Annotated in this window: 26 protein-coding genes and 1 riboswitch; of the genes, 12 read left to right on the forward strand and 14 right to left on the reverse strand. The window is 44.6% G+C overall.

Annotated elements, in window-relative coordinates; genetic code table 11:
• Positions 1-7: 7 nt before the first annotated feature.
• A complete protein-coding gene (locus CWO27_RS11865) occupies positions 8-799 on the reverse strand; it encodes a glycosyltransferase family 2 protein (RefSeq protein WP_102432183.1) in 792 nt (263 codons plus the stop codon).
• A gap of 9 nt (positions 800-808) precedes the next feature.
• Positions 809-1855, reverse strand: a complete 1047-nt coding sequence (locus CWO27_RS11870) for a CDP-glycerol glycerophosphotransferase family protein (protein ID WP_107899016.1) — start codon at positions 1853-1855, stop codon at positions 809-811.
• A 108-nt stretch (positions 1856-1963) separates the two neighbouring features.
• Here CWO27_RS11870 and waaA point away from each other — a divergent pair, with 108 nt between their 5' ends.
• Together waaA and CWO27_RS11880 are read left to right on the forward strand one after the other, a co-directional pair.
• A complete protein-coding gene (waaA, locus tag CWO27_RS11875; RefSeq protein ID WP_102432185.1) occupies positions 1964-3238 on the forward strand; it encodes a lipid IV(A) 3-deoxy-D-manno-octulosonic acid transferase in 1275 nt (424 codons plus the stop codon).
• Positions 3239-3305: 67 nt separating this feature from the next.
• Positions 3306-3785 (forward strand): acyltransferase, encoded by a 480-nt coding sequence (locus CWO27_RS11880; protein ID WP_240698005.1) that lies wholly within the window; start codon positions 3306-3308, stop codon positions 3783-3785.
• A gap of 2 nt (positions 3786-3787) precedes the next feature.
• Here CWO27_RS11880 and CWO27_RS11885 read toward each other — a convergent pair whose 3' ends face one another.
• Positions 3788-4507 carry a 3-deoxy-D-manno-octulosonic acid kinase gene (locus CWO27_RS11885; protein WP_102432187.1) on the reverse strand — a complete coding sequence of 240 codons (720 nt, stop codon included), beginning with the start codon at positions 4505-4507 and terminating at the stop codon, positions 3788-3790.
• A 96-nt stretch (positions 4508-4603) separates the two neighbouring features.
• Between CWO27_RS11885 and CWO27_RS11890 the strand changes: the two genes are divergently transcribed.
• The 3 genes from CWO27_RS11890 to CWO27_RS11900 all read left to right on the forward strand — a co-directional run bounded on the left by CWO27_RS11890 (position 4604) and on the right by CWO27_RS11900 (position 7165).
• Positions 4604-5686: a glycosyltransferase family 9 protein gene (locus CWO27_RS11890; RefSeq protein ID WP_050652090.1), complete on the forward strand. Its 1083-nt coding sequence runs from the start codon at positions 4604-4606 to the stop codon at positions 5684-5686.
• A gap of 1 nt (position 5687) precedes the next feature.
• Entirely contained in the window at positions 5688-6170 is a 483-nt protein-coding gene (coaD, locus tag CWO27_RS11895) for a pantetheine-phosphate adenylyltransferase (RefSeq protein WP_048663095.1), read from the forward strand.
• Between the two features lie 242 nt (positions 6171-6412).
• Positions 6413-7165 (forward strand): glycosyltransferase family 25 protein, encoded by a 753-nt coding sequence (locus CWO27_RS11900; RefSeq protein WP_102432188.1) that lies wholly within the window; start codon positions 6413-6415, stop codon positions 7163-7165.
• A 79-nt stretch (positions 7166-7244) separates the two neighbouring features.
• On the opposite strand, the gene CWO27_RS11905 is transcribed toward CWO27_RS11900, so the two are convergent.
• The 6 genes from CWO27_RS11905 to radC all read right to left on the reverse strand — a co-directional run bounded on the left by CWO27_RS11905 (position 7245) and on the right by radC (position 11314).
• Positions 7245-8249, reverse strand: coding sequence for an NAD-dependent epimerase (locus CWO27_RS11905; RefSeq protein WP_050644496.1), 1005 nt, complete (start codon positions 8247-8249; stop codon positions 7245-7247).
• Between the two features lie 91 nt (positions 8250-8340).
• Positions 8341-9150 carry a bifunctional DNA-formamidopyrimidine glycosylase/DNA-(apurinic or apyrimidinic site) lyase gene (mutM, locus tag CWO27_RS11910; RefSeq protein WP_102432189.1) on the reverse strand — a complete coding sequence of 270 codons (810 nt, stop codon included), beginning with the start codon at positions 9148-9150 and terminating at the stop codon, positions 8341-8343.
• A gap of 3 nt (positions 9151-9153) precedes the next feature.
• Positions 9154-9714: a hypothetical protein gene (locus tag CWO27_RS11915; protein ID WP_102432190.1), complete on the reverse strand. Its 561-nt coding sequence runs from the start codon at positions 9712-9714 to the stop codon at positions 9154-9156.
• Positions 9715-9930: 216 nt separating this feature from the next.
• Positions 9931-10098 (reverse strand): 50S ribosomal protein L33, encoded by a 168-nt coding sequence (gene rpmG / locus CWO27_RS11920; protein ID WP_002535344.1) that lies wholly within the window; start codon positions 10096-10098, stop codon positions 9931-9933.
• 13 nt (positions 10099-10111) lie between these two features.
• On the reverse strand, positions 10112-10348 hold the full coding sequence (gene rpmB / locus CWO27_RS11925; protein ID WP_004728407.1) for a 50S ribosomal protein L28: 237 nt from the start codon (positions 10346-10348) through the stop codon (positions 10112-10114).
• 291 nt (positions 10349-10639) lie between these two features.
• On the reverse strand, positions 10640-11314 hold the full coding sequence (gene radC / locus CWO27_RS11930) for a RadC family protein (RefSeq protein WP_048666236.1): 675 nt from the start codon (positions 11312-11314) through the stop codon (positions 10640-10642).
• A gap of 224 nt (positions 11315-11538) precedes the next feature.
• Here radC and coaBC point away from each other — a divergent pair, with 224 nt between their 5' ends.
• The 3 genes from coaBC to lpxL all read left to right on the forward strand — a co-directional run bounded on the left by coaBC (position 11539) and on the right by lpxL (position 14530).
• Positions 11539-12780, forward strand: coding sequence for a bifunctional phosphopantothenoylcysteine decarboxylase/phosphopantothenate--cysteine ligase CoaBC (gene coaBC, locus CWO27_RS11935; RefSeq protein ID WP_107899017.1), 1242 nt, complete (start codon positions 11539-11541; stop codon positions 12778-12780).
• Positions 12781-12919: 139 nt separating this feature from the next.
• Positions 12920-13510: a nucleoid occlusion factor SlmA gene (slmA, locus tag CWO27_RS11940; protein WP_017063086.1), complete on the forward strand. Its 591-nt coding sequence runs from the start codon at positions 12920-12922 to the stop codon at positions 13508-13510.
• Positions 13511-13549: 39 nt separating this feature from the next.
• Positions 13550-14530, forward strand: a complete 981-nt coding sequence (gene lpxL, locus CWO27_RS11945; RefSeq protein ID WP_107899018.1) for an LpxL/LpxP family Kdo(2)-lipid IV(A) lauroyl/palmitoleoyl acyltransferase — start codon at positions 13550-13552, stop codon at positions 14528-14530.
• 157 nt (positions 14531-14687) lie between these two features.
• Here the strand turns inward: lpxL and pyrE are convergent, their stop codons facing one another.
• Positions 14688-15329 carry an orotate phosphoribosyltransferase gene (gene pyrE / locus CWO27_RS11950; protein ID WP_107899019.1) on the reverse strand — a complete coding sequence of 214 codons (642 nt, stop codon included), beginning with the start codon at positions 15327-15329 and terminating at the stop codon, positions 14688-14690.
• A 106-nt stretch (positions 15330-15435) separates the two neighbouring features.
• The gene (gene rph / locus CWO27_RS11955) at positions 15436-16152 is read right to left on the reverse strand and encodes a ribonuclease PH (RefSeq protein ID WP_019826449.1); all 717 of its coding nucleotides are present in this window, start codon (positions 16150-16152) and stop codon (positions 15436-15438) included.
• 248 nt (positions 16153-16400) lie between these two features.
• Here rph and CWO27_RS11960 point away from each other — a divergent pair, with 248 nt between their 5' ends.
• The gene (locus CWO27_RS11960) at positions 16401-17267 is read left to right on the forward strand and encodes a YicC/YloC family endoribonuclease (RefSeq protein WP_048661316.1); all 867 of its coding nucleotides are present in this window, start codon (positions 16401-16403) and stop codon (positions 17265-17267) included.
• 347 nt (positions 17268-17614) lie between these two features.
• Here the strand turns inward: CWO27_RS11960 and cspE are convergent, their stop codons facing one another.
• The 3 genes from cspE to CWO27_RS11975 all read right to left on the reverse strand — a co-directional run bounded on the left by cspE (position 17615) and on the right by CWO27_RS11975 (position 20123).
• Positions 17615-17827, reverse strand: coding sequence for a transcription antiterminator/RNA stability regulator CspE (gene cspE / locus CWO27_RS11965; protein WP_004735656.1), 213 nt, complete (start codon positions 17825-17827; stop codon positions 17615-17617).
• 310 nt (positions 17828-18137) lie between these two features.
• Entirely contained in the window at positions 18138-18563 is a 426-nt protein-coding gene (locus tag CWO27_RS11970) for a phosphate-starvation-inducible protein PsiE (RefSeq protein WP_050652097.1), read from the reverse strand.
• Positions 18564-18752: 189 nt separating this feature from the next.
• Positions 18753-20123 (reverse strand): NCS2 family permease, encoded by a 1371-nt coding sequence (locus tag CWO27_RS11975; protein WP_060983211.1) that lies wholly within the window; start codon positions 20121-20123, stop codon positions 18753-18755.
• A gap of 58 nt (positions 20124-20181) precedes the next feature.
• Positions 20182-20281: riboswitch (purine riboswitch) on the reverse strand.
• Between the two features lie 324 nt (positions 20282-20605).
• Here CWO27_RS11975 and gmk point away from each other — a divergent pair.
• The 3 genes from gmk (at position 20606) to spoT (ending at position 23947) form a co-directional block, all read left to right on the forward strand.
• On the forward strand, positions 20606-21229 hold the full coding sequence (gmk, locus tag CWO27_RS11980) for a guanylate kinase (protein ID WP_048661314.1): 624 nt from the start codon (positions 20606-20608) through the stop codon (positions 21227-21229).
• A 279-nt stretch (positions 21230-21508) separates the two neighbouring features.
• Positions 21509-21781, forward strand: coding sequence for a DNA-directed RNA polymerase subunit omega (rpoZ, locus tag CWO27_RS11985; RefSeq protein WP_009848003.1), 273 nt, complete (start codon positions 21509-21511; stop codon positions 21779-21781).
• A gap of 39 nt (positions 21782-21820) precedes the next feature.
• Positions 21821-23947, forward strand: a complete 2127-nt coding sequence (gene spoT / locus CWO27_RS11990) for a bifunctional GTP diphosphokinase/guanosine-3',5'-bis pyrophosphate 3'-pyrophosphohydrolase (RefSeq protein ID WP_048661313.1) — start codon at positions 21821-21823, stop codon at positions 23945-23947.
• Positions 23948-24023 lie beyond the last annotated feature (76 nt).

The following is a 24023-nucleotide window of genomic DNA, read 5'->3' on the forward strand; positions in this document are numbered from 1 at the left end:
TCGGTTCCTATTTAGCTTGGTCTGTTGAACGGTCTTCTGAGCGATTTTCAAGAATCCACAAACCGACGTATTTATTGAAATTCACTTGAGCGTAAGTCATAGCCATAATGAAACCGACACTGCCATCCATAAAACCACGACGGATAATATACACTAAGAAGAACGTCCATATAGCTCGTAGTAGAGCGAGGAATAAGCCGTGTGACTTCTTGCCTTTACGGTGGTATTTTTGAGATCCAAGCCAAGCATATTGCGCTGCTTTATCTAAGCCGTGACCATAATCACGATGGGTGTAATGAAGAAGAAAACCCTTCAATACTCCTGTAGAGCCTTGCTCAGGAACGACAGTCTCGTGAACTTCATCAAGCGTATAACGAGAACCTTCTCTCTTGAACAATCTTAAGACTGCGCGAGCGCTACGGCCATACTTGAGCGTTGTGCCATAAAGGGTCACTCCCCAAGGCAGTTTATACGCTGTATGTTTGATTTGATCTTGCTTTAATAGTGCAACAAGAGCATCACTCATCTCTTTATCTAGAGCTTCGTCAGCATCAATTGATAGCACCCAATCACATGTCGCTTTATCTAGAGCTCGCTGCTTTTGCTTACCAAAGCCAGGCCAATCAGTGATTGTCACGTTATCTGTATATTTTTGGCATATTTCAACTGTTGCATCTGTTGAGCCACTGTCTAAAACAATCAGCTCATCGGCAATATCAACAACAGATTTAAGGCAAGTTTCAATTCGGTCTTCTTCATTCTTGGTAATAACAATGACAGACAGGGTATGTTTTCTCATTATTCAGCCCTAGAATTTCCAATAGTTTAATGATTTACGGATCTTAAAGTTACGAATCCAATTTTTTGGCTTGTTATCTTGCCAGCCGCTTTCTAGCACATCAGTAATAGCACTCAGAACTCTCGCTGAGGATTGCCCATCTAAATATGGCGTTATTGACGGGCCATAATGAGCGATAGCGTTATCTCTTTCTTCATCAGGTAGCATCGCTTGTTGAATTGCTGATTCTAACTGTTCCGCTTGCGTTATATTAATAAAGCTCGCTTGAGGGTCTCGATTATTTACCGTGACAACAGGCTTATTGAGCAACAAGAATTCCTGAAATATCGATGAGTTGTCACACACCATAACATCAGCACGATGTTGCATTTCAATCACTTGGTCATTATCGAAAAAGAGAAGGTTATCCCCTTCCAGTGCTTGATATTTCGTTCTCGTCTCTTGATTCATTTTCGGATGAAGAGTCACCAACCATTGCCACTGGCTCAGTTGGCTTAGGCACTTAAGCTCTTCATAAACCAATTCAGCACACGATAAGCTTGGCGAAAAAGTGGAAGCGAATAGAATTTGAGGTCTTTCAAAACGGCTCTCGCTAGCTTGGTAATTAAACAAGCTATCTAGCTTCAACCATCCGGTCTCTTTTACTTGAAAATAGCCGCGCTGTTTAGCTAGTGGTTCCAATGAACTCGTTCTTTCATGGCCTTCTGTGCAATACAAATCAAATAGACCACGCTCAGGATATAAGTTCCCTCGTTTACTCTCATTCAAACCGTGAAACACTTGCACCTTCAACCCTGGAATAAAAGCAGGAACGCGATCTCCGGGTACTAATACAGCAGAAGGATTATAGGCAACAGCTTCCGCCAAAGACACACGCTGCTCTTGCTCTAATAAAAGATGTTCAGAAGCATCCTCACCTACGAGCAACCACTTTACGTCATGGCCAAGTTGCTTCGCGTAGTTATAAAATGGACGAAGGATAGCAAATGAGTAGTTTTGCTCGACATAGAGCAAAAAACGATAGGATTGAATAAGCGATGAGATAGAGTTCACCATTTCCGTTTAAAAGTGTCACTAAGCATTTAATTATAACGCTCTTTACTTTCGAGATTGAAGAAAATACTCTTCTGATTACTGAATTTACCCTCTGGTGTCACTGTTCTTATGCTTATACGACTTATATACACTCTTATATTGTCATTGGCCTCTCCACTGCTTCTCTATGGGCTTTATAAGAGCAAACCCGGAAAGCCAAATTTTGGTAAGCGCTGGAAAGAACATTTCGGTATCACACCGCAAACTCAAGGTAAAAGCCCTATCTGGATTCATGCCGTGTCGGTGGGTGAATCTATTGCTGCGATGCCTGTCATTAAACAATTGAAGCTGCGAGATCCAAATCAAGCCATCATTGTTACCACGACAACCAGCACAGGTGCTGAGCAAATAGACAAGCTTGGTGATTTGGTCGAACATCGCTACATGCCGATTGATTTTTCTTGGTGTGTACGAGGCTTCCTTAAATCAGTAAAACCAAAGCAAATGTTGATTATGGAAACAGAGCTTTGGCCAAACACGTTGCATTGCGTCGCGAAAGCTGGGATTCCTATTTCAGTACTCAACGCTCGTCTATCAGAACGCTCGTGCCAGCGCTATGCTAAATTCCAATCCGTTTTTGACCTCTTAGCCAAAAACCTCTCTCAAGTACTTTGCCAATACCCAGGTGATGCTGAGCGTTTTATACGATTAGGGTTAGATAAAGCATCTGTGCATGTGACTGGGTCGATCAAGTTTGATATTGAAATCTCAGCTGAACAAGTATCAAAAAGCAAAGCGTTACGTGAACAAATTGGCTTTGAACGCTGTGTATGGATAGCTGCCAGCACTCATCAAGGCGAAGATGAAATTATCTTAGACGCTCATAGGCAACTTCTTAAAGACAACCCTAGTGCGCTACTGATGATCGTGCCTCGCCACCCAGAGCGATTTAACCAAGTGACGGAACTGGCTAAACAACACCAATTCAACACCATCACTCGAATGAGTCAGCAGCCAATCACCTCTGATATTGAAGTGTATATTGCGGATACGATGGGAGAAATGTTGGTATTACTTGGCGGATCTGATGTCTGTTTTATGGGAGGAAGCCTTGTGGGCGATAAGGTCGGTGGCCACAATCTTCTAGAGCCTGCGGCCCTGCAGTTACCTTTACTCAATGGTCCTAGTTACTTTAACTTCAGCGAGATCACAGACAAACTGCTTGAAGCTCAAGCCGTCACTATTTGCCAAAACAGCAATGAAATTGCACACCAACTCAAAGAGCTGTTCACCCAACCTAACTTACGTAAAGAGAAAGGCTTAGCGGCTTATCAAGTGGTCGAGCAGAACCGAGGGGCTCTAGGCAAAACCTTAGATATTATAATTTTTAACCAACCTACTTAGTAGCACGCAAAGGAAATAATGATTATAGTTTGGTCAGGTTTTAAATTTTTGAGGTTATATGTTCTATATGATTGGTTCTGCTCTATTTCGAGCACTAGAGAAAGCACATATCAAAGAGAAGGAAGCGAAATATAAAAGGCGCTACTCTATTGATAGTACATTTGATTTGAAACGAAGCCACGTTAGGTTTTATGGAAAAGGCGACATTATTGGTGGTGCTGAGTCTTATGTTGGCCACAACACAGCAATACAAGCGATGCCTGGTTATACAGTAAAAATAGGTAAAAGGACTCGTATTAGCCACAACGTCAGAATGTACACTTCATCAACAGAAACTCAACAAGATTTCACGCAACGTCCTCTAAAAAACTATTTTGGTAATATTGATATTGGCGAAGGGGTCTGGATTGGAGCTAATACTGTAATCCTCCCAGGAGTAACAATCGGTAGCAATGTTGCCATTGGAGCCAATAGTGTAGTCACAAAAGATATACCTTCAAATACTGTTTACGGCGGTGTACCTGCTAAATTTATAAAAAACAAATAGTTTTATTCATTTGCCTTGTAGCCCTGAACTAAATACTCCCAATCTGACACCTGCCACTGAATCTGGCGCTTGTGCACTTCCTTTAAAAACGAGCGCTTTAAGCGATTCAAGTTACCTTCCTTCCAGCCATCACCCGCCTGCTGGCCACACTTATCAAAGTCAATGATCCACACCCTTTGCGAGTCATCAAGCAGGATATTATGGATGTTGAGATCAGTGTGATTAACGCCAGCATCGTGCATTTTGCGGATCTCTTGGCCAATTCGACGATAAACATCCGCATCTATCGGGCCATTGACCAATACATCAACCAGGTCCTTGGCTTTGGGAATTCGTTCAGACATTAAGTCGGCTCGATAAAGTAGTCCGCTTTTAATTGCTCTAGCAGCAATAGGCCTAGGGACATTCACACCTGCGTTTGCCAATGCTTTGAGAACATTAAGCTCCATCGCACAGCGCGTACTTTCCCAATCCGAGAAACGATATTGGTCTTCAACGAGTTTGCCAAATAACCCACCACGACGATAGTGACGCAACGCGGCTTGCATTCCATCAAGTTGAATAAACCAGGTGGTACCACGCCCCTGCGCACTCCCTGAAATAGCCTCACGTTGCTGCCAGTATTGTGCCTCAAAGATCTGAACCATCTCATCCTCCGGCACTTGCGCCAGAAGTTCAGGGTCATACCAAATTGTTTGGTTCTTGGTGCTAATCGTTTCCATCTATGAGGCCTTTGGGTCGCTTTTCGTCATTGCTATTTTACAACTAATGCGAGTATCTGCATAATTCTGATGTTATTCACTTTTTTCGGGCACTTTATGTCACTGTTCTCAACTGCACCTCAATCTCTTTGCATACTTCGCCTCTCCGCGATTGGTGATGTTTGTCATGCTATTTCTGTGGTTCAAGCCATACAGAAGCAGTGGCCTGAAACGAAAATCACTTGGATAACCGGGAAAATAGAAGCCATGCTGATCGGCGACCTGCCTGGTATTGAGGTGATTGTTTTCGATAAGAAACAAGGCTTCAAAGGGATGCGTGAATTATGGCTTCAGCTATCTGACCGTAAATTTGATGCACTTCTGCATATGCAAGCCGCACTCAGAGCTAGTGTGCTATCTTGGGGGATAAAGGCAAAGTGCAAAGTAGGATTTGGCAAAGATCGCACTCGTGAAATGCAGTCACTCTTTACTAATCGCCATCTACCTATTTCAGATAAGTTTCATGTTTTGGATAACTTTGCCGAATTTGCTCGCTACATTGGTGTCCCCTTCGATAAGCCTCAATGGGATATTCCTTTAACACCGGAAGACGAACAGCTGGCCATCGACACCATGACAGAGAAACCAACCTTGGTTATCTCCCCTGCCGCAAGCAAGGATTCGCGTAACTGGTTGACTAATCGATATGCAGCTATTGCCGATTACGCTACAGAAAAAGGCATGCAAGTGGTACTTTGTGGCTCTCCTGCTCCACGAGAAGTAAACCTTGGTAAGGACATCGAAGCGCTATGCCAATCTCCTGTCATCAATTTAATAGGCAAAACCAACTTAAAGCAGCTCACCGCCGTACTCAAGCATGCAACGGTGGTATTGGCACCTGATACTGGTCCAGCCCACTTGGCAACGACACAATCAACCCCGGTAATTGGCTTGTACGCACATAGCGATCCTCGTAGAACTGGCCCTTACAACGATCTGGATATCGTGGTCAGCGTGTATCAACAGCACGTAGAGGCGCAACAAGGGAAACCGGTTCAAGACCTTCCGTGGGGAACTCGAGCAAAAGGCGATGATTTAATGAAGGACATCACCGTCGATATGGTAAAGCAAAAACTCGACAAAGCCTTAAACTCTATTAAAACACCGAACCCGAACACTACATTAAGCAAGGACAGCTAATATGACCACACACGTTATCTACCCTGGTACTTTTGATCCGGTAACCAATGGTCACCTCGATATCATCGTCCGTGCAGCGAGCATGTTTGATCATATCACTGTAGGAGTAGCCGCGAGCCCAAGCAAAAAAACCATGTTTAAGTTAGATGAACGAGTAGAGCTGTTGCGTGATGCTGTGTCTCACTTACCTAACGTGTCTGTTGAGGGGTTCTCTGGGTTACTGGTCGACTTTGTCAAACAACAGAAAGCTAATGTGCTGGTACGCGGCCTCAGAACGACCATGGATTTTGAATACGAATTCGGTCTCACGAGTATGTACCGAAAACTCCTGCCCGGCCTTGAAAGTGTGTTTCTAACCCCTTCAGAAGAGTATGCCTTCCTCTCTTCAACTATTGTTCGTGAAGTCGCTATACACGGCGGGGATATTAGTCAGTTTGTGCCACAAAAAGTTGCAGCTGAAATCAAAATAAAAACAGCTAAGTAATATTCTCTTCAAAACAAAAATAGCGCTCAGTGAGCGCTATTTTTTTGTTAATACCTATAACTTAGTCCCTCCTAGCACAGTCGCTCTGACACTACAGAGCCTATAACAGTCAATCAGCCGTACTGCCTCAACATTCTTGAAGCCCGTCACAACCATAATCGCTAAATAAGTGAACCGTCATTACAAAAAGCGAGGCGAGTGATAACATAGTTCACTATAAATAAACACATCAATATAGCTCTATGAAATCATACTGTATTACCTTAAAAGCGAATCATTGTAGACAAAAATCAACAGCCGACGCCCTCAAGGATGTTCAGGTTGATTTTGAGTTTTTTATTGGAGTGGATGCACGAACCGATGAACACCCTCTACTAGCAAGAATTCACGATAGAGCTTTTTTACATAATATGGGTAGGCCGCATGCAATTGGAGAAGTTGGATGTTATGCAAGCCATTACCTTATTTGGCAAAAATGTATAGAGCTCAATGAGCCAATTTTAGTCTTCGAAGATCATGCCGAGATTGATACCGACACTTTTCGTAATACTCTGACTATCGCCGAGCAGCATATTAATCAGTGTGGTTTTATTCGCTTACAAGACAGTAAGAACAAACTACATTACTCCGTTGATAGGCACGATACCCAACATCTTGTAAAGTATTTGAAAGTTCCTCAAGGAACCGCCTGTTACGCTATATCTCCCAAAGCTGCACAAGCTTTCATCGAACAAAGTTCAACGTTCAATTATCCTGTCGATGTCTTCCTACGGAATACTTGGGTTCACAAGCACCCCATGTTTGGTGTTTCTTCTGCGGGATTACAACGTAGTAAACAGCCGTCAATTATTGGTAGTCGTAAACATAAAGGCAGAAAAGACTATTCTGTCGCCTTTATGAAGATTGTGAACAAAATAAAAAGTATGACGTTCAACTTATCAACAAACCTTTACCACCTTGTAGTTCTAGATAAAGAGTTCAGACCAAAGCTCTAAAGATAGGAAAGTAAAACACTAACCCTCTTCAAAAAAATAGCGCTCAGTGAGCGCTATTTTTATTCAAAACCATCAATTATTACAGCGAGTAATAGGCTTTGTACCAATCCGCGAAAGCTTTCGCTCCTTCTTGGATCTTAACTTGAGGCTTGTAGCCAACCGCTTCAAACAGATCTTCCGTATCAGCATAAGTCGCGTACACATCACCTGGTTGCATTGGCATGAAGTTCTTTTTCGCTTCAACACCTAAAGCACCTTCTAATGCTTCGATGTAGTCCATTAATTTAACCGGGCTACCATGACCGATGTTAAATACGCGATATGGTGCTGAACTGGTTGCTGGTGAGCCTTGCTCCACAGTCCAATCTGGCTGCTTAGCTGGAATACGGTCTTGAACACGAATAATACCTTCAACGATATCATCGATATAAGTGAAGTCACGCATCATGTCGCCGTTGTTATAAATATCGATCTCTTTACCCGCTACGATTAAATTCGCAAACTTGAACATCGCCATGTCTGGGCGACTCCAAGGGCCGTAAACCGTAAAGAAACGTAGACCTGTTGTCGGTACATCGTATAAATGAGAATAGGTATGCGCCATTAGCTCATTCGACTTCTTGGTCGCAGCATACAACGAGATAGGGTGATCAACACTGTCTGCCGTGTGGAATGGCATTTTCTGGTTCAAGCCATAAACTGAGCTTGATGAAGCGTAAACTAGGTGTTCAACCTTGTTATGACGGCAGCCTTCCAAAATAGCTAGGTGACCAACCAGATTGCTATCGGCATACGCCATCGGGTTATCAATTGAGTAACGAACGCCCGCTTGTGCCGCTAAATGAATAACACGGTCAAACTTTTGTTCAGCAAACAGTGTTGCCATGCCTTCTCTATCAGCAAGATCTAGCTCGATGAAGGTCAGGTTTTCATGCTCAATGCGCTTTAGGCGATCATGTTTCAAAGAGACTTCATAGTAGTCATTCAAGTTATCAATGCCGACAACCTTATGTCCAGCCGCACATAGTCGCTCTGAAACTGCAGAGCCAATAAACCCGGCAACGCCAGTTACTAAATATTTCATTCTACTATTCTCAATTCATATCATTAGTGTAATTGTAGCTATTAGCCTGCCTATCTACTAGCGTAAAAAAGTGAACACGAGTTCAGTTTTTTTATACTTGGCACTCTTCGCAATAAAACGTGTTCCTCTGCCCTATTTTTAACTCTTGAATAAGAGCTTCACAAGTAGGGCACTTTTCGCCTGCTTTGCCATACACTTGTAGCTCTTGAGCGAAATATCCCGGCTTGCCATCTGCTTGAGCGAAATCTTTAAGCGTAGTACCGCCTTGTTTGATGGCGGTAGCGAGTACTTGTTTGATCTCTTGGGTCAACAAGACCCACTCTTCTTTTGTCACTTTACTTGCTGGGCGCAAAGGGCTAATACGTGAAGAAAATAGTGCTTCATTGGCGTAGATGTTCCCTACCCCGACCACCACTTTGTTGTCCATGATGAACTGCTTGACGGCGACTTTACGTTTCTCTGCCTTCTCGGCTATGTAATCGGCGTTGAAGTCGTCAGTGAGCGGCTCAGGACCAGATCCCAGTAACACAGGATGAATCTCATCAGGCGCCGACCATAACCATGCTCCAAAGCGGCGCGGATCGTTATAGCGCAGTACTTTGCCGTTGGTGAGCTTAAGATCCACGTGATCGTGTTTGGCTGCAGGGAAGTCAGCGTCTAACACACGCAGTGAGCCAGACATACCAAGGTGAACAATGGCAGTGCCAGTATCTGTTTCAATCAATAGGTACTTTGCGCGACGCGAGATAGAGCGAATCACCTGCCCTTCTAGCTTTTTAAGCTCTTGTGGGATATCCCAACGCAGCTTTGGAGTGCGAAAAGTAAGGGTTTTAATGGTCTCGCCAACTAAGTGAGGCGAGATCCCCATGCGGCTTACTTCGACTTCGGGTAATTCAGGCATAATCTAGTCGTCCGATTTAGGTGGTTTGTCTGATATAGATAGCTTGTCTGATTTAAATGAAGGTTTCGAGCTAAAGCTTGGAAACAGGTAGCTCTCTTCAATAGACACCGCCAACCACTGATCATTCCAGTTTTTTAACAACCAAAACTCAGGTAGCTGATAATAAGTAATGCGTTGCGGCTCTTCTTGGTCTTGATACCAAACTTCAATAGTGTGTGGTGTCTTTAACCGAGGCGTAAGGTCTGTGTAGGTCTGTAAGTCGACTTCCGTGCCCACAAGCTCTTTCCAACGTTGTGACAGCTCTTGTGCATTGGTGGTTTGAGGGAAGTCCGTACCTTGGAACTGGTAAAACCATTTATTGTCTTGTTGAATGACAGACCACTTAGCAAAGTGCAACGCTTGAAGCTCTGCTTTTGGATTCAGGAGATAAGGATAAGGGCTATCTACCTGAGGCTCAGGCTCGATAAGGTACGCTTTGATCAATGTTGGAAGGTTTAACACGCCAATAAAAGCGATCACACTGAACATGAGTATGTTGTTCCACCGGCGTCCACGATATCTCATCTGATTCCACTCATCTAACCTATTGAGCTATCAGTATATCGTGAAAGTAGCAATACTTGCTATGTTGCGCAGTTTTCTATCTATCAGACGCTATATCAAGCGCTACATCAAACAAGAGCAATTGAGTTACTCAAATTTTAGATATAAAAAAACCCAGCGATTAAACTGGGTTTTTCAATTCTTTCTTCTACTGAAGAAGAGCAAAAAAAGCATCAATTACTTGATTTTAGCTTCTTTGTACATAACGTGTTGGCGAACTACTGGATCAAACTTTTTGATCTCAAATTTGCCTGGCATGTTACGCTTGTTCTTATCAGTTGTGTAGAAGTGACCAGTACCTGCAGAAGATACTAGACGAATTTTCTCACGAATGCCTTTAGCCATTGCTTAATTCCTCTTAAACGTTTTCGCCACGTGCACGGATATCAACAAGAACAGCATCGATGCCTTTCTTATCAATGATACGCATGCCTTTAGCAGTTAGACGTAGTTTAACAAAACGTTTTTCGCTCTCTACCCAGAAACGATGAGTTTGTAGGTTCGGCAGAAAACGGCGCTTAGTAGCATTGCGTGCGTGTGAACGGTTGTTACCCGTTACTGGACGCTTACCAGTTACTTGGCATACTCGGGACATGAATGTCTTCTCCAATCGTTTCAGCTCGATATCAACCTTGGTGGCCGAACCTCTCTATCAATTAAAATAGAAGGTAAAAACCGTTATGGAAAATCCATACAAGGCTATCAAAGGTCGCGCATTATACTAACTTGACACGCATTGCTCAAGACCCGAACAGATCCTTTTTACGGATTTCGTGATCTTTTTTTGTGCAGCGCAGCTTGCTTGAGTAATCAGAGCTGATTTTAGGTCTAAAAATGTGGGCGGAATAATAGCAGATTTAACGCAACTAACAACCTAAAATGTGATTCAAATCCATCCACGCTCTGCAAAAGAGACAACTTCGCCATCTCCAACGACAAAATGGTCGAGAACTCGGATGTCCACCAGCGCTAATGCATCGGTTAATCGGCGTGTAATCCTCCTATCCGCTTGGCTGGGCTCAGCAACACCTGAAGGGTGGTTATGAGCCAAGATTAATGCCGCCGCATTGTGATGAAGTGACCGTTTAACCACTTCCCGCGGGTAAACCGATGCGGCATCAATGGTTCCTTCAAACATCACCTCGTCCTTTATTACCCTATTTTGGTTATCGAGGAACAATATATAGAAGGCTTCTCGCTGGCGATCACGCAACATGCTCGAAAGATAAAGCTTAGTATGACTTGGACTAGTGAGCGCATCTCCACGAGACAAAGTCTCCGCTAGATAACGCTGCGTCATCTCTAATACAGCTTGTAGCTGAACATACTTAGCCTGTCCCATCCCTTTATGAGCACAAAATTCTTCCTGCGTTGCTGAAAAGAGATGGCGGAGCGAACCAAAGTCTTTGATCAACTTGTCAGCGAGCTCCAACACGTTCATTCCTTGTGTCCCTGTTCGCAGAAATATCGCGAGCAGTTCCGCATCACTCAAAGAATCAGGCCCTCTATTTAATAGCTTTTCTCTCGGCATCGATTCGGCAGGTATTTTATCTATTGGCATATAAAAACTGATCACTAGTCATGAACACGACCCACCACCGTAATGAGATCGTAATCAGAGATCCTTCGATAGAGATAAAAGGAAACGACTCACTAGCAAAACCGTGTAATTGATAAGTTTGATAACACCAACTTGATGAGCGTCAAATCTGTTCCAACTCTGCTTCTAGGCACTCATCCTTTGTTCTGATATCGTAAGTCGCAGAAAAATTAAGGAACAGAATCATGCAAACACAGGTTAATCCACTGAGTAACGCGGACCTACAAGGCCTAGCAGGGAAAAAAATTCTTCTTGGTATTAGTGGTGGTATCGCTGCTTACAAATGTGCCGAGCTGACTCGACGTTTGGTTGAGCGTGGAGCACAAGTGCAGGTCGTCATGACCAATGCAGCCAAGGAGTTCATTACTCCTCTCACCATGCAAGCCGTCTCTGGTAGGCCAGTGTCTGATAGTTTGCTTGATCCTGCTGCTGAGGCTTCCATGGGGCACATTGAGCTCGCAAAGTGGGCTGACTTGGTATTACTAGCGCCAGCAACCGCAGACCTTATTGCTCGTATGACAGCTGGCATGGGTAACGACTTGCTAACCACTTTGGTTTTAGCAACCGATGCGCCAGTTGCGGTATCTCCAGCAATGAACCAACAGATGTACAGCCACCCTGCGACTCAAGAGAACATCGCGACACTAAAACGTCGTGGCTGTGAGATCTGGGGCCCAGCAGCAGGCGAACAAGCGTGTGGTGATGTCGGTATGGGGCGTATGCTAGAACCAATGCAGCTCGTACATCGCTGTGAAGAATTTTTCCAACCTAAGCCACTCGCTGGCCGTTCTGTGCTTATTACTGCAGGCCCGACTCGTGAAGCGATTGACCCTGTGCGTTACATTACCAACCACAGCTCAGGCAAGATGGGCTATGCACTGGCTGAAGCAGCCGCGAAACAAGGTGCAACGGTGACTCTAGTCAGCGGCCCTGTATCACTCGCGACACCAAATAAGGTTAATCGTATCGATGTCGACAGCGCTCAACAGATGTTTGATGCTGTTACTGCTCACGCCGCTCAACACGATATTTTCATCAGCTGCGCCGCGGTTGCCGATTATCGCCCTGAGACCATCGCAGACCAAAAGCTTAAGAAGGTCGACGGTAAAGACGACATGACCATTCAAATGGTTAAGAACCCTGACATCGTCGCTTCTGTCGCTACAATGACTGAAGGTCGCCCATTTACTGTCGGCTTCGCAGCTGAAACTCAAGATGTTGAGAAGTACGCGCGCGGCAAACTGGAAAGAAAGAACCTCGACATGATTTGCGCCAACGACGTTTCTGTCGAAGGTCAAGGCTTCAATAGCAGTAGCAATGAGCTGCATCTTTATTGGAAAGGCGGCGATAAGTCTCTGCCACTGGAAAGCAAAGACACACTTGGTTTCCAGATCCTCGATCAGATCCAACAGCTTATTGATGCATAAACGCACAAATTTGCTCTGACAATCTGCTGACACCTCTCGATTCTGTTGACCTAGGGCTCACAAAACTAGGAAACAGAATTGATTGGTGTTTATAATCCTTCTTCACTCAATCCTCATCTTTAGGAAAGGAAGTAAATAGATGGCTGGTGCTCGAAAATCAAACCGTCGTGAAGAAATCCTACAAGCTCTCGCACAAATGTTGGAATCGACCGAAGGTGCTTCTCGTATCACAACGGTAAAGTTGGCCAAGCAAGTGGGTGTTTCTGAGGCTGCGTTATACCGCCACTTCCCAAGCAAAGCTCGCATGTTTGAAGGCCTAATCGAGTTCATTGAAGAAGCGTTGATGTCTCGAATCAACCGTATTCTGGATGAAGAGAAAGACACGCTAGAGCGCATACGCCTAGTGCTACAACTTATCTTAGTTTTCTCAGAACGTAACCCTGGCCTGACTCGAATTTTGTCTGGTCATGCTCTAATGTTTGAAAATGAACGACTGCGTGATCGCATCAACCAACTTTTCGAACGCATTGAGACGCAACTTCGCCAAATCCTGCGTGAAAGAAAACTTCGTGAAGGGAAATCATTCCCGGTTGATGAGAAAATCTTAGCGGCTCAGCTGCTCGGTCAAGTTGAAGGCAGCTTGAATCGCTTTGTTCGTTCAGACTTCAAATATCAACCGACAGAAAATTTTGATGCTTATTGGGCTCTATTAAGCGCTCAGATTAAGTAGCAATCAAATTAAGTAGCAATCAAATCTTAAGTGATGGTTATGACGACGAAAACTTCTCCGACAAGCAGCACTGCACAACACGTTATTACTAAGCCACCTTTTACTCTGGCGTTACTCCACCCTAAATACTGGGGAGTATGGTTCGGCTTTGGGCTGTTGGCGCTTATCGTTAACGTTCTACCTTACCGCCTGTTATTACTGTTAGGACGCTCATTAGGCACTTTGGGCGCTCGCTATGGCAAAAAGCGCGTCGCAGTCGCAACACGTAACTTGGAGCTCGCCTTCCCAGCCAAGCCAGAAGATGAAGTCGCGGCAATGGTCAGTGAGAACTTCAAGAACACCGGTATGGCACTCATCGAAACGGGCATTACCTGGTTTTGGCCGACGTGGCGCTTCAAGCGAATCCTAGTAGATAAAGACACTCAAATGCTGCGTACACATAAAGCCAACGGCAAAGGTGTTCTGCTGTGTTGTGTGCATGCCTTGAACCTAGAGATCACTGCGCGAGCAATGGCTGTTCTCGGTATTTCAGGTTTAGGTGTTTATCGCCCGCACAACAATCCGGCTTATGAATTCATTCAATACCGTGGTCGTACTCAAAACGGCAACCGCCTGATTCACCGTAAAGACGTGAAGCGTATGATTCGAATCCTGCGTCAGGGTGAGATCCTTTTCTACCTTCCGGATCATGATTACGGCCGTAACAAAGCAGTGTTTGTGCCTTTCTTCGCGGTAGAAGATGCGTGTACTACCACAGGTACCAGCATTCTTGCGTACACCAGCCGATGCGCACTTGTTCCGGGGTCAGGTTTTAGAAATGCCGACGGCAAGTATGAAATCATGGCCGACGAGTCAATTGAAGATAACTATCCACAAAAAGATGAGAAAGCCGCCGCTGCCTACATGAACAGCTATCTTGAGAAGATTATCTTAAGAGCACCAGAACAGTGGATGTGGCTACACAAACGCTTCAAGACCATGGAAGATCCAGAAGCTGAACGCGGCATTCGTTATAAATAGAGTAGCCGCTACAAATAGAGCGACTATTTCTTAGATAAAAAAACAGCTCACTTCAATAGAAAAGTAAAAGGCCCGAAAGATATTTATCTCTCGGGCCTTTTTGATTTTTCGATTCTAAACTTAGAACGCTAAACCGTTAGGTTCGACGCTTCAAGAATTAGATTCCGTATTGAGTACGGTACGCTTTTACTGACTCTAGGTGTGCTGCGTCTGTGCCTTTTTCTTCAAGGAAAGTCACCAAGTCAGTCAGGCTAACGATTGAGATAATTGCACAACCGAAGTCACGCTCTACTTCTTGAATCGCAGACAACTCGCCTTTGCCCTTCTCTTGGCGGTCGATAGCAACAAGCACACCCGCTAGATCAGCGCCGTTTGCTTGGATGATTTCCATCGACTCACGAATCGCAGTACCGGCAGTGATCACATCGTCCACCAGCATGATGCGGCCTTCAAGTGCGCTACCTACAAGGTTGCCACCTTCACCGTGGTTTTTCGCTTCTTTACGGTTAAAGCAGTAAGGCGTGTCTACATCGTGGTGATCCGCCAGTGCAACTGCTGTCGTGGTCGCGATTGGGATACCTTTGTATGCAGGGCCAAACAGTACATCGAACTCAATACCAGAATCAGCCAATGCCGCTGCGTAGAAGCGACCTAAGCGTGCTAGGTCACGACCTGTATTAAACAATCCAGCATTGAAGAAGTAAGGGCTCTTACGGCCAGACTTTAAAGTAAACTCACCAAACTTAAGTACTTCTTTCTCTAGTGCAAATTCAATAAATTCACGTTGATATGCTTTCATGTTTTTCCTCTACGTTTATTCAATAAAACTTAACTTACGCTCTGCACTACTCTTTCGAGTTTTACAGACAAAAAAATAGCTCCTTATGAAAGGAGCTATCTAAAAACTATTCTGCTAACGCCGACTTCTGCGCTTCAACAATGTCAGCAATGCCCTTATTCGCCAGGGCTAAAAGCTGCATCAGCTCTTCATGGCTGAACGGTTCGCCTTCTGCGGTGCCTTGAATCTCAATCATCTTACCGTCTTCTGTCATTACAACGTTCATGTCGGTATCTGCTGCTGAGTCTTCAACGTACTCAAGGTCACACAGTGCTTGTGCACCAACGATGCCCACTGAAACTGCCGCTACGTGGCCTTTCATTGGGTTCTTTTTCAGTTTGCCGCTTGCTAGTAGGCTGTTGATAGCGTCAGCCATTGCTACGCTTGCACCTGAGATAGAAGCAGTACGTGTACCGCCGTCTGCTTGGATAACATCACAATCGACAGTGATCATGATTTCACCCATTACTTTCAGGTCAACAACAGCACGTAGGCTACGCGCGATCAGACGTTGGATTTCCATCGTACGACCACCTTGCTTACCGCTCGCCGCTTCACGACGGTTACGAGTGTGCGTTGCACGTGGCAGCATGCCGTATTCAGCGGTTACCCAACCCTTACCTTGGCCTTTTAACCAACGCGGTACGTTTTCTTCTACCGTCGCATTACATAGAACTTTAGTGTTGCCGAACTCAACTAATACAGAACCCTCAGCATAAGCTGTGTAGTTACGAGTAATTTTAATTGGACGAATTTGATCTACAGCGCGGTCATTTGGACGCATTGGTATCTACCTTATTAACAGTCTGAAGTGATTTACTATCGAAAGAGTGCATCACCTAAGAAAGGGGTGAGACAGTTTTGATTGGGGCGAGATTATATAGCAGTTTATCTTTCAAATCTATTTACCGTTCAAAGCTATTTACCGTAACCGGCTATTTATAGTCACAAGAGACAAGCTTCGGGAGCACACCATATCGTGATACTATGCGTGCGCGTTATTTTCAGAATGATAAAAGACAGGAAAATTCGATGATTTATAGTATGACCGCGTACGCACGCAAAGAAGTAAAAGGCGATTGGGGCAGCGCAGTATGGGAAATCCGTAGTGTAAACCAACGCTACCTAGAAACTTACTTCCGTATGCCTGAACAGTTCCGTGGTTTAGAGCCAATCCTACGTGAGCGTTTCCGTAAGCGTCTAGCGCGCGGTAAGGTTGAATGTAACCTACGCTTTGAAGCAAACCCTGCAGCAAAGGGTGAACTAAGCATTAACGAAGGCTTAGCTCAGCAAGTCATTAATGCAGCCAACCAAGTAATGACGATGACAGGCGAAGAGAGCCGTTTGAACCCATTCCAAATCATGAACTGGCCTGGCGTGATGGAAACTCCAGAGCAAGACATGGATGCTATCAACAAAGACCTACTAGAAGCATTCAACGATGCTATTGCGGAGTTCATTGACGCTCGTGCTCGTGAAGGTGAAAACATGAAGGCGCTAATCGTACAGCGCTTAGATGCAATCACTGAAGAAGTAGTTAAAGTTCGTGCACGCATGCCAGAAATCCTAGAGTGGCAACGTGAGCGTCTTCTTACCAAATTTGAAGATGCGAAAATCGAGCTTGAAGGTTCTCGTGTTGAGCAAGAGCTTATCCTACTTGCGCAGAAGTCAGACGTAGCAGAAGAGCTAGACCGTCTAGACTCTCACGTGAAAGAAGCGAATGTAGTACTGAAGAAAGGCGGCGCTTGTGGCCGTAAGCTTGACTTCATGATGCAAGAGTTCAACCGTGAGTCAAACACGCTAGCATCTAAGTCTATCAGCACAGACATCACAGCATCGGGCGTAGAGCTTAAAGTTCTTATCGAACAGATGCGTGAGCAGATCCAGAATATTGAATAACAGTTTGTCAGTAACACACTGTGAATAGCCATTAGCTGAATCAGTGTTGATTAACTAACAGTGTTGATTAGATCAAGATAAGCTCCTAGTTTTAGGGGCTTTTTTTATGGATACAGTAATGAAAATCAAGGCTAGTCAGTAAGCGGATAGTTACGCTGGAGATTTACTTAGAGCAAGAAATAGATACAGCGATAGATAGAACGAGATGACGGATGTAAAACAGGATTTTTGATATTTTGAGGAGGTATTGCAAGTGGAGAAGAGTGTTACGGTAAAACTGAGGAGGAAACAGATTTGAGAGAGAAAGTGACGCAAGTTGCTGTTGCAACCTGCGCCGACTTAAAATCTTATAGAGCTACAACGTTTGCAGCTTGAAGACCTTTTTGGCCTTGCTCTACTTCGAAAGACACTTGTTGGCCTTCTTTAAGAGTCTTGAAACCTTCAGAAGCGATTGCACGGAAGTGTACGAATACGTCAGCGCCGCCGTTGTCTTGAGTTAGGAAACCGAAGCCTTTCTCTTCGTTAAACCATTTTACTACGCCGTTTGTTTTGTTAGACATGATGTGTCCCTTATATAAAAATAAAAAATTAATCGCCAAAAGTGCGATGCGCTGAAAGCTTGAATTATTTAATGTATCTATGAAGCTAAGGGAAACACTGAGAATAACAATGAAGCAATACTAAGGGTTTTACTTTACAACTGGATGTTTCATTTAATAACCCTGAAAACAGAGCGACGCCATTCTTGGTGATCTTAGCCTGCTTGTAAAGCGTTATTTGGATAAATCGATGCTTTTTTGTTCAATTAGCCCAATTAAAAACCCAACGATATCGCTGGGCTTCATTTATAAAACCTTAACCTTCAAAGTGTTACTCATCTGGCTGCTTGGTTCGAAGGTCTACATACGGCCAATAATGATGCCCAACACGAATCAAGAGTGTTGCAGCGGCCAAGATAAATGCCGCTAAAGATAACCAAACGATCAATACCGCATCGAGTTCTTTCATGCCCAAAGTGATGTAACGAGCAATCGCCATCATCGCGATATAGATTGGGTACCGCACTGGGATCTTACCGTTCATCACAAACTGCTGAACCATCGCCAACACTTCTAAATAGATAAACATCAGTAGAATGTCGGTCAGCTGTACACGGCGTTCAGCGAAAACATGCATGAACTCTTCGACCATCGCAAACAAGGTCGCGAGCGTGATCGCCACCAGCAATACCGCTTCCATAATGTGGAATACTTTTAAAAACGGCTTACTAAAAGATCTAGGTAAATTAGAAGGCATAGTCACTCTTCAAAAAATAATTAATCCAGTCTCTACAATAGCATGCATCAATATAAGTCGCGTACTGTCAAGTTTAAGATAACGCCACCAGTTACACGTCTAGAGACGGCAAATACAAAAATGGCCCCACATTCACTGCAGAGCCATCTGTTTGTCTTTTACTTAGCGACTTCTAGTGACTAATTAACCTTACAGCAGAATCAGGTAAGTTAAGAACACCACACACAGTCCGTAGATAAGCGGGTGCACTTCTTTACGCTTACCTGCCACAACCATTGTGAATGCGTAGCTGATAAAGCCCATCGCCATACCGTTCGCTGGAGAGAAGCTTAGCACTGTGAACATGATGGTGAAGAAGGCCGCAATACGTGACTCTTTCTTCTCCCAGTTAATCTGACCAAGGCGACCTACCATGTAGATGCCCACTACTACCATCGCCGGTGCAACCATAGCTGCCGAGAAGATAGAGAAGATTGGGTATAGGAACAGTGATATTAAGAACAGACCAGCCACCATCACTGCTGCCAAGCCCGTTTTCGCACCTTGAGAAGAAGCAATGCCAGACTCAGAGAACGCGGTAATCGATGTGGTACCAAGAATAGAGCCAATCACAGTACCGCCCGCATCTGCCACTAGAGCCGATTTCGCGTTTGGCACCTTACCATCTTTATCGATGATGCCCGCATCGCGTCCAACACCAACAATCGTACTCAAACCATCAAAGAAATCGACAATCAAGAAGATAAGCACGATGAACAATAGGTCGAACATTTTCTCAGGCGTGAAAGCTGAGAAATCAAAGATAGCGCCGAAGCTACCAGCCATGCTTGGTGGCATAGCTACTAACTGTTCTGGGATTGGTGCGTTTGAAGTGCCCATGAAGACGTCAGCAAGAATCGTCAACACGATAGCTGAAACGAACGAGATAAACGTCGCTAGCTTGATATCTCGAACCATACAACCCAGTGCGATGAAGATACTCACGTAAGCGATGATCACTTTTGGATCGGAAATATCACCTAAGCCAACCAATACGAATGGGTTAGAAACGATGATGCCCGCATTCTTAAGACCTAAGAAAGCAATGAACAGCCCGAGAGAAACGGTAATCGCCAACTTCAAATCTTCAGGAATCGACTCAATCATCGATTTACGAATATTGGTTAACGAGAACGCGAGGTACAGGATACCTGACAGGAAGATGCCGAACAGCGCCTCATTCCAAAGTACCGCGACTGAACCACTTAACAGCAAGCCTTTGAAGAAGCCGTTCATGCTCATGCCCGGCGCAAGCATCACTGGATAATTGCCCCAAATACCCATGATTAGGGTCGAAATAGCCGCAGCAAGTGCTGTTGCAGTAAACACGGCGCCTTTATCCATGCCAGGAATACCACCCAAAATCGCTGGGTTGACCGCCAGAATATAACTCATCGCCAAGAAAGTAATGAAACCCGCGTACAGCTCAGTGCCAATCGTGGTTTTTCTTTCAGTGATTTTAAACAACGAATCAAGTGAGCCAGAAGAGTTCTGGGCTTTTAGGGTGGAATCGGTACTCACAACAAAACCTATGCAATAAATTAAGAATTTGGTGATTCAAATGCTGTGAGAATAGAGAAGTCTCTACACTAAAAACTGTAGTCACCAAGGTAGGCTCGGTAGTAGAAACATCTAGTCCATATCACTAGACATATACAGCATTTAATCGTTTGCGCGGATTGTAAGGATTGAGATTAAAACTTCAACAAATTTTGTCCAGATCACATAAAAAAGTACCGATGACCAGTCATTACATTTCTACAAAGATCCTCATGAAGATCATTCGCCAATAAATAACGATCAAGCCAGTTGTTCTCAATCATCTAAATATGCTACTCTTCGCCTCCATTTTTCTGACCTAATTTTCACCAGTTGCTTCTATTAGTTTTACTCGTTATCTCTTTATAGACGTAACCAACGGAACAACAATTAGAGTCAGTGCTATCTTTTATAGTGTAGGTTTATTGCCTTCACTCAATCCAACCAACAGTGGAAATATACAGATGGGCAAAGGTACTCTTTACATCGTATCTGCACCTAGTGGCGCAGGTAAGTCGAGCTTGATCTCAGCAATGCTAGAAACCAATCCAACCTACGCAATGAAGGTATCTGTTTCACACACCACTCGCGGTATGCGCCCTGGTGAAGAGAATGGTGTTCACTACCACTTTGTAGAAAAGCATCACTTCGAAGACCTTATTGGTAAAGGTGAGTTCCTAGAGTACGCTGAAGTGTTCGGCAACTACTACGGTACTTCACGCGTTTGGATTGAAGAAAACCTAGACCGCGGTATCGATGTGTTCCTAGATATCGACTGGCAAGGTGCTCGTCAGATCCGTGAACAAATGCCTCAAGCGAAGAGTGTATTCATTCTTCCACCATCAAATGGTGAGCTAGAGCGTCGTTTGAATGTTCGCGGTCAAGATAGCGACGAAGTTATTGCGAAACGCATGAGCGAAGCAAAATCAGAGATTTCTCACTATGCAGAATACGATTATGTGATCGTGAATGATGACTTTGATGCAGCCCTAATGGACTTCAGAGCAATCATTCGTGCGGAGCGTTTGAAAGAAGATAAGCAAGCAGCTAAATACAGCGGCATGCTTACAGCACTACTGGCGGAATAATCTCTGATACCAATCGTAGTAAACAACTGGTCATTCTAGCTTGTGAAAAAGCCTGATAACGTCGTTAGAATTTTTGATTGTAGGGTCACTACTTATCGAAAAATTCTGCCTTGTTCTCAAACTTTTTTCCGGCGCTATCTCTGAGCACTTATTTACTGTGATTGGTATAACTGGATTTTCCATTGAGATAAGTATACGGTGATCTAGAAAGTCTCTAGTTAAACTTGTATACTTTCTCGTCATCAAAAATTTATTAGTTAATTACTATTTGGAGTCCTCATGGCACGCGTAACTGTTCAAGACGCTGTTGAAAAAGTTGGCAACCGTTTCGACCTAGTTCTTATTGCGGCTCGCCGCGCACGTCAAATGCAAACTGGCGGTAAAGATTCACTAGTGCCTGAAGAAAACGATAAGCCAACGGTTATCGCTCTTCGCGAAATCGAAGAAGGTCTTATCACTAAAGACGTACTAGATGCTCGTGAGCGTCAAGAGCAACAAGAGCAAGAAGCGGCTGAACTTGCAGCAGTAAGCAGCATCGCTCACACTCGATAAGAACGTCATTCGAACTAATTAACCTTCCGGGCCTTTAATTTGTATCTATTCGATAGCCTCAAAGACGTTGCCCAAGAATACCTAACAGAGCCTCAAATTGAGGCTCTGCGTCAATCTTATGTGGTAGCGAGAAACGCCCATGAAGGGCAAACCCGTTCAACGGGTGAACCATACATAATCCACCCTGTTGCTGTTTCAAGAATCCTGGCAGAAATGCGTCTGGATATCGAAACTCTGCAAGCAGCCCTACTCCATGATGTAATTGAAGATACTGAAGTTACAAAAGAGGAGTTAGAAGCTCAATTTGGCAATACTGTTGCTGAACTGGTTGATGGTGTATCTAAGCTGGATAAGCTTAAATTTCGTGATCGCAAAGAAGCGCAAGCAGAGAACTTCCGCAAGATGGTTCTCGCGATGGTGCAAGACATCCGCGTTATCTTGATCAAATTAGCTGACCGTACTCACAACATGCGCACGCTTGGGGCACTTCGTCCTGACAAAAAGCGTCGTATTGCTCGTGAAACCCTCGAGATTTATTCTCCGCTAGCTCACCGTCTTGGTATTCATAACATCAAGACCGAACTAGAAGAATTAGGCTTCGAAGCCCTTTATCCGAACCGTTATCGCGTACTTAAAAACGTAGTGAAAGCTGCGCGTGGTAACCGTAAGGAGATGATCCAACGTATCCATAGCGAAATCGAAGGCCGCCTTGAAGAAGTCGGTTTGCCTGCTCGCGTACTTGGTCGTGAGAAGAATCTGTTCTCCATCTATAACAAGATGAAAACCAAAGAGCAGCGCTTCCACACCATTATGGACATCTACGCTTTCCGCGTAGTGGTTGATACCCCAGATACTTGTTATCGCGTACTTGGTCAGGCTCACAGCCTGTACAAGCCTCGTCCTGGCCGCATGAAAGACTATATTGCGGTACCAAAAGCCAACGGCTACCAATCTCTGCACACGTCAATGATCGGCCCTCACGGGGTGCCAGTTGAGGTCCAGATCCGTACTGAAGATATGGAGCAAATGGCAGATAAAGGTGTCGCGGCGCACTGGTCTTACAAAGGTAATGGCTCGCGCAGCAGTAACGGGACAACCGCACAGGTTAAAGCACAACGTTGGATGCAGAGCTTACTTGAGCTACAACAAAGCGCAGGTAACTCATTCGAATTCATTGAAAACGTTAAATCTGATCTGTTCCCAGATGAGATCTTCGTATTCACGCCGAAAGGTCGCATTGTCGAACTTCCGGCAGGTGCAACAGCGGTCGATTTTGCTTACGCGGTGCATACCGACGTCGGCAACATGTGTGTAGGTGCTCGTGTAGACATGAACCCTTACCCACTCAGCAAATCGCTGAAGAATGGCCAAACCATTGAGATCATCAGTGCTCCGGGCGCACGTCCAAATGCAGCATGGCTCAACTACGTGGTGACATCACGTGCACGTACTAAGATCCGTCAGGTTCTGAAAACCATGCGTCGTGAAGAGTCGATTACCCTTGGTCGTCGTCTACTGAACCACGCACTTGGCGAGCACTCTATTACCGATATCGGCCAAGAGAATCTCGAACATGTATTGTCTGACTTGCGCCTAGAAAGCGTTGAAGACTTGCTCGCATCGATTGGTCTTGGTGAGCTGATGAGTATCGTTATTGCTCGTCGTCTACTGGGTGATGCTGACGAACTGACGGAAGTGAAAAACAACAGCGATGCGCCTAGGAAGAAACTGCCTATTCGTGGTGCTGAAGGCCTGCTACTGACGTTCGCTAACTGTTGTCACCCGATTCCAGACGATCACATCATTGCTCATGTATCTCCAGGTCGTGGCCTTGTGGTTCACCGCGAAACGTGTCCAAACGTTCGTGGTTACCAGAAAGAACCAGATAAATACATGGCGGTTGAATGGTCTGACGATTACAACCAAGAGTTCACTGCTGAGCTTCAGGTTGATCTGCAGAACCATCAAGGTGCACTGGCTGAGCTAACCAATGTTATCTCGAAAACAGGCTCTAACATTCACGGTATTTCAACCGAAGAACGTGATGGACGCTTGTACACAGTGACAATCTTGCTGACCACCAAAGATCGTGTTCACCTTGCGAGCATTATGAAGAAGCTACGTGTGATGCCACACGCGCTGAAAGTAAGACGTCGTAAGAACTGATAAAAATAAAGATGAGGGATTCGAGATGGCGGGATGCGAAGAGCAAAAGACTTCGTGACTCACCATCTTGGCTACA

Origin of the sequence: Vibrio sp. 10N.286.51.C3, from assembly GCF_003050065.1 — a bacterium.
In the GTDB taxonomy this organism is placed as follows: domain Bacteria; phylum Pseudomonadota; class Gammaproteobacteria; order Enterobacterales; family Vibrionaceae; genus Vibrio; species Vibrio crassostreae.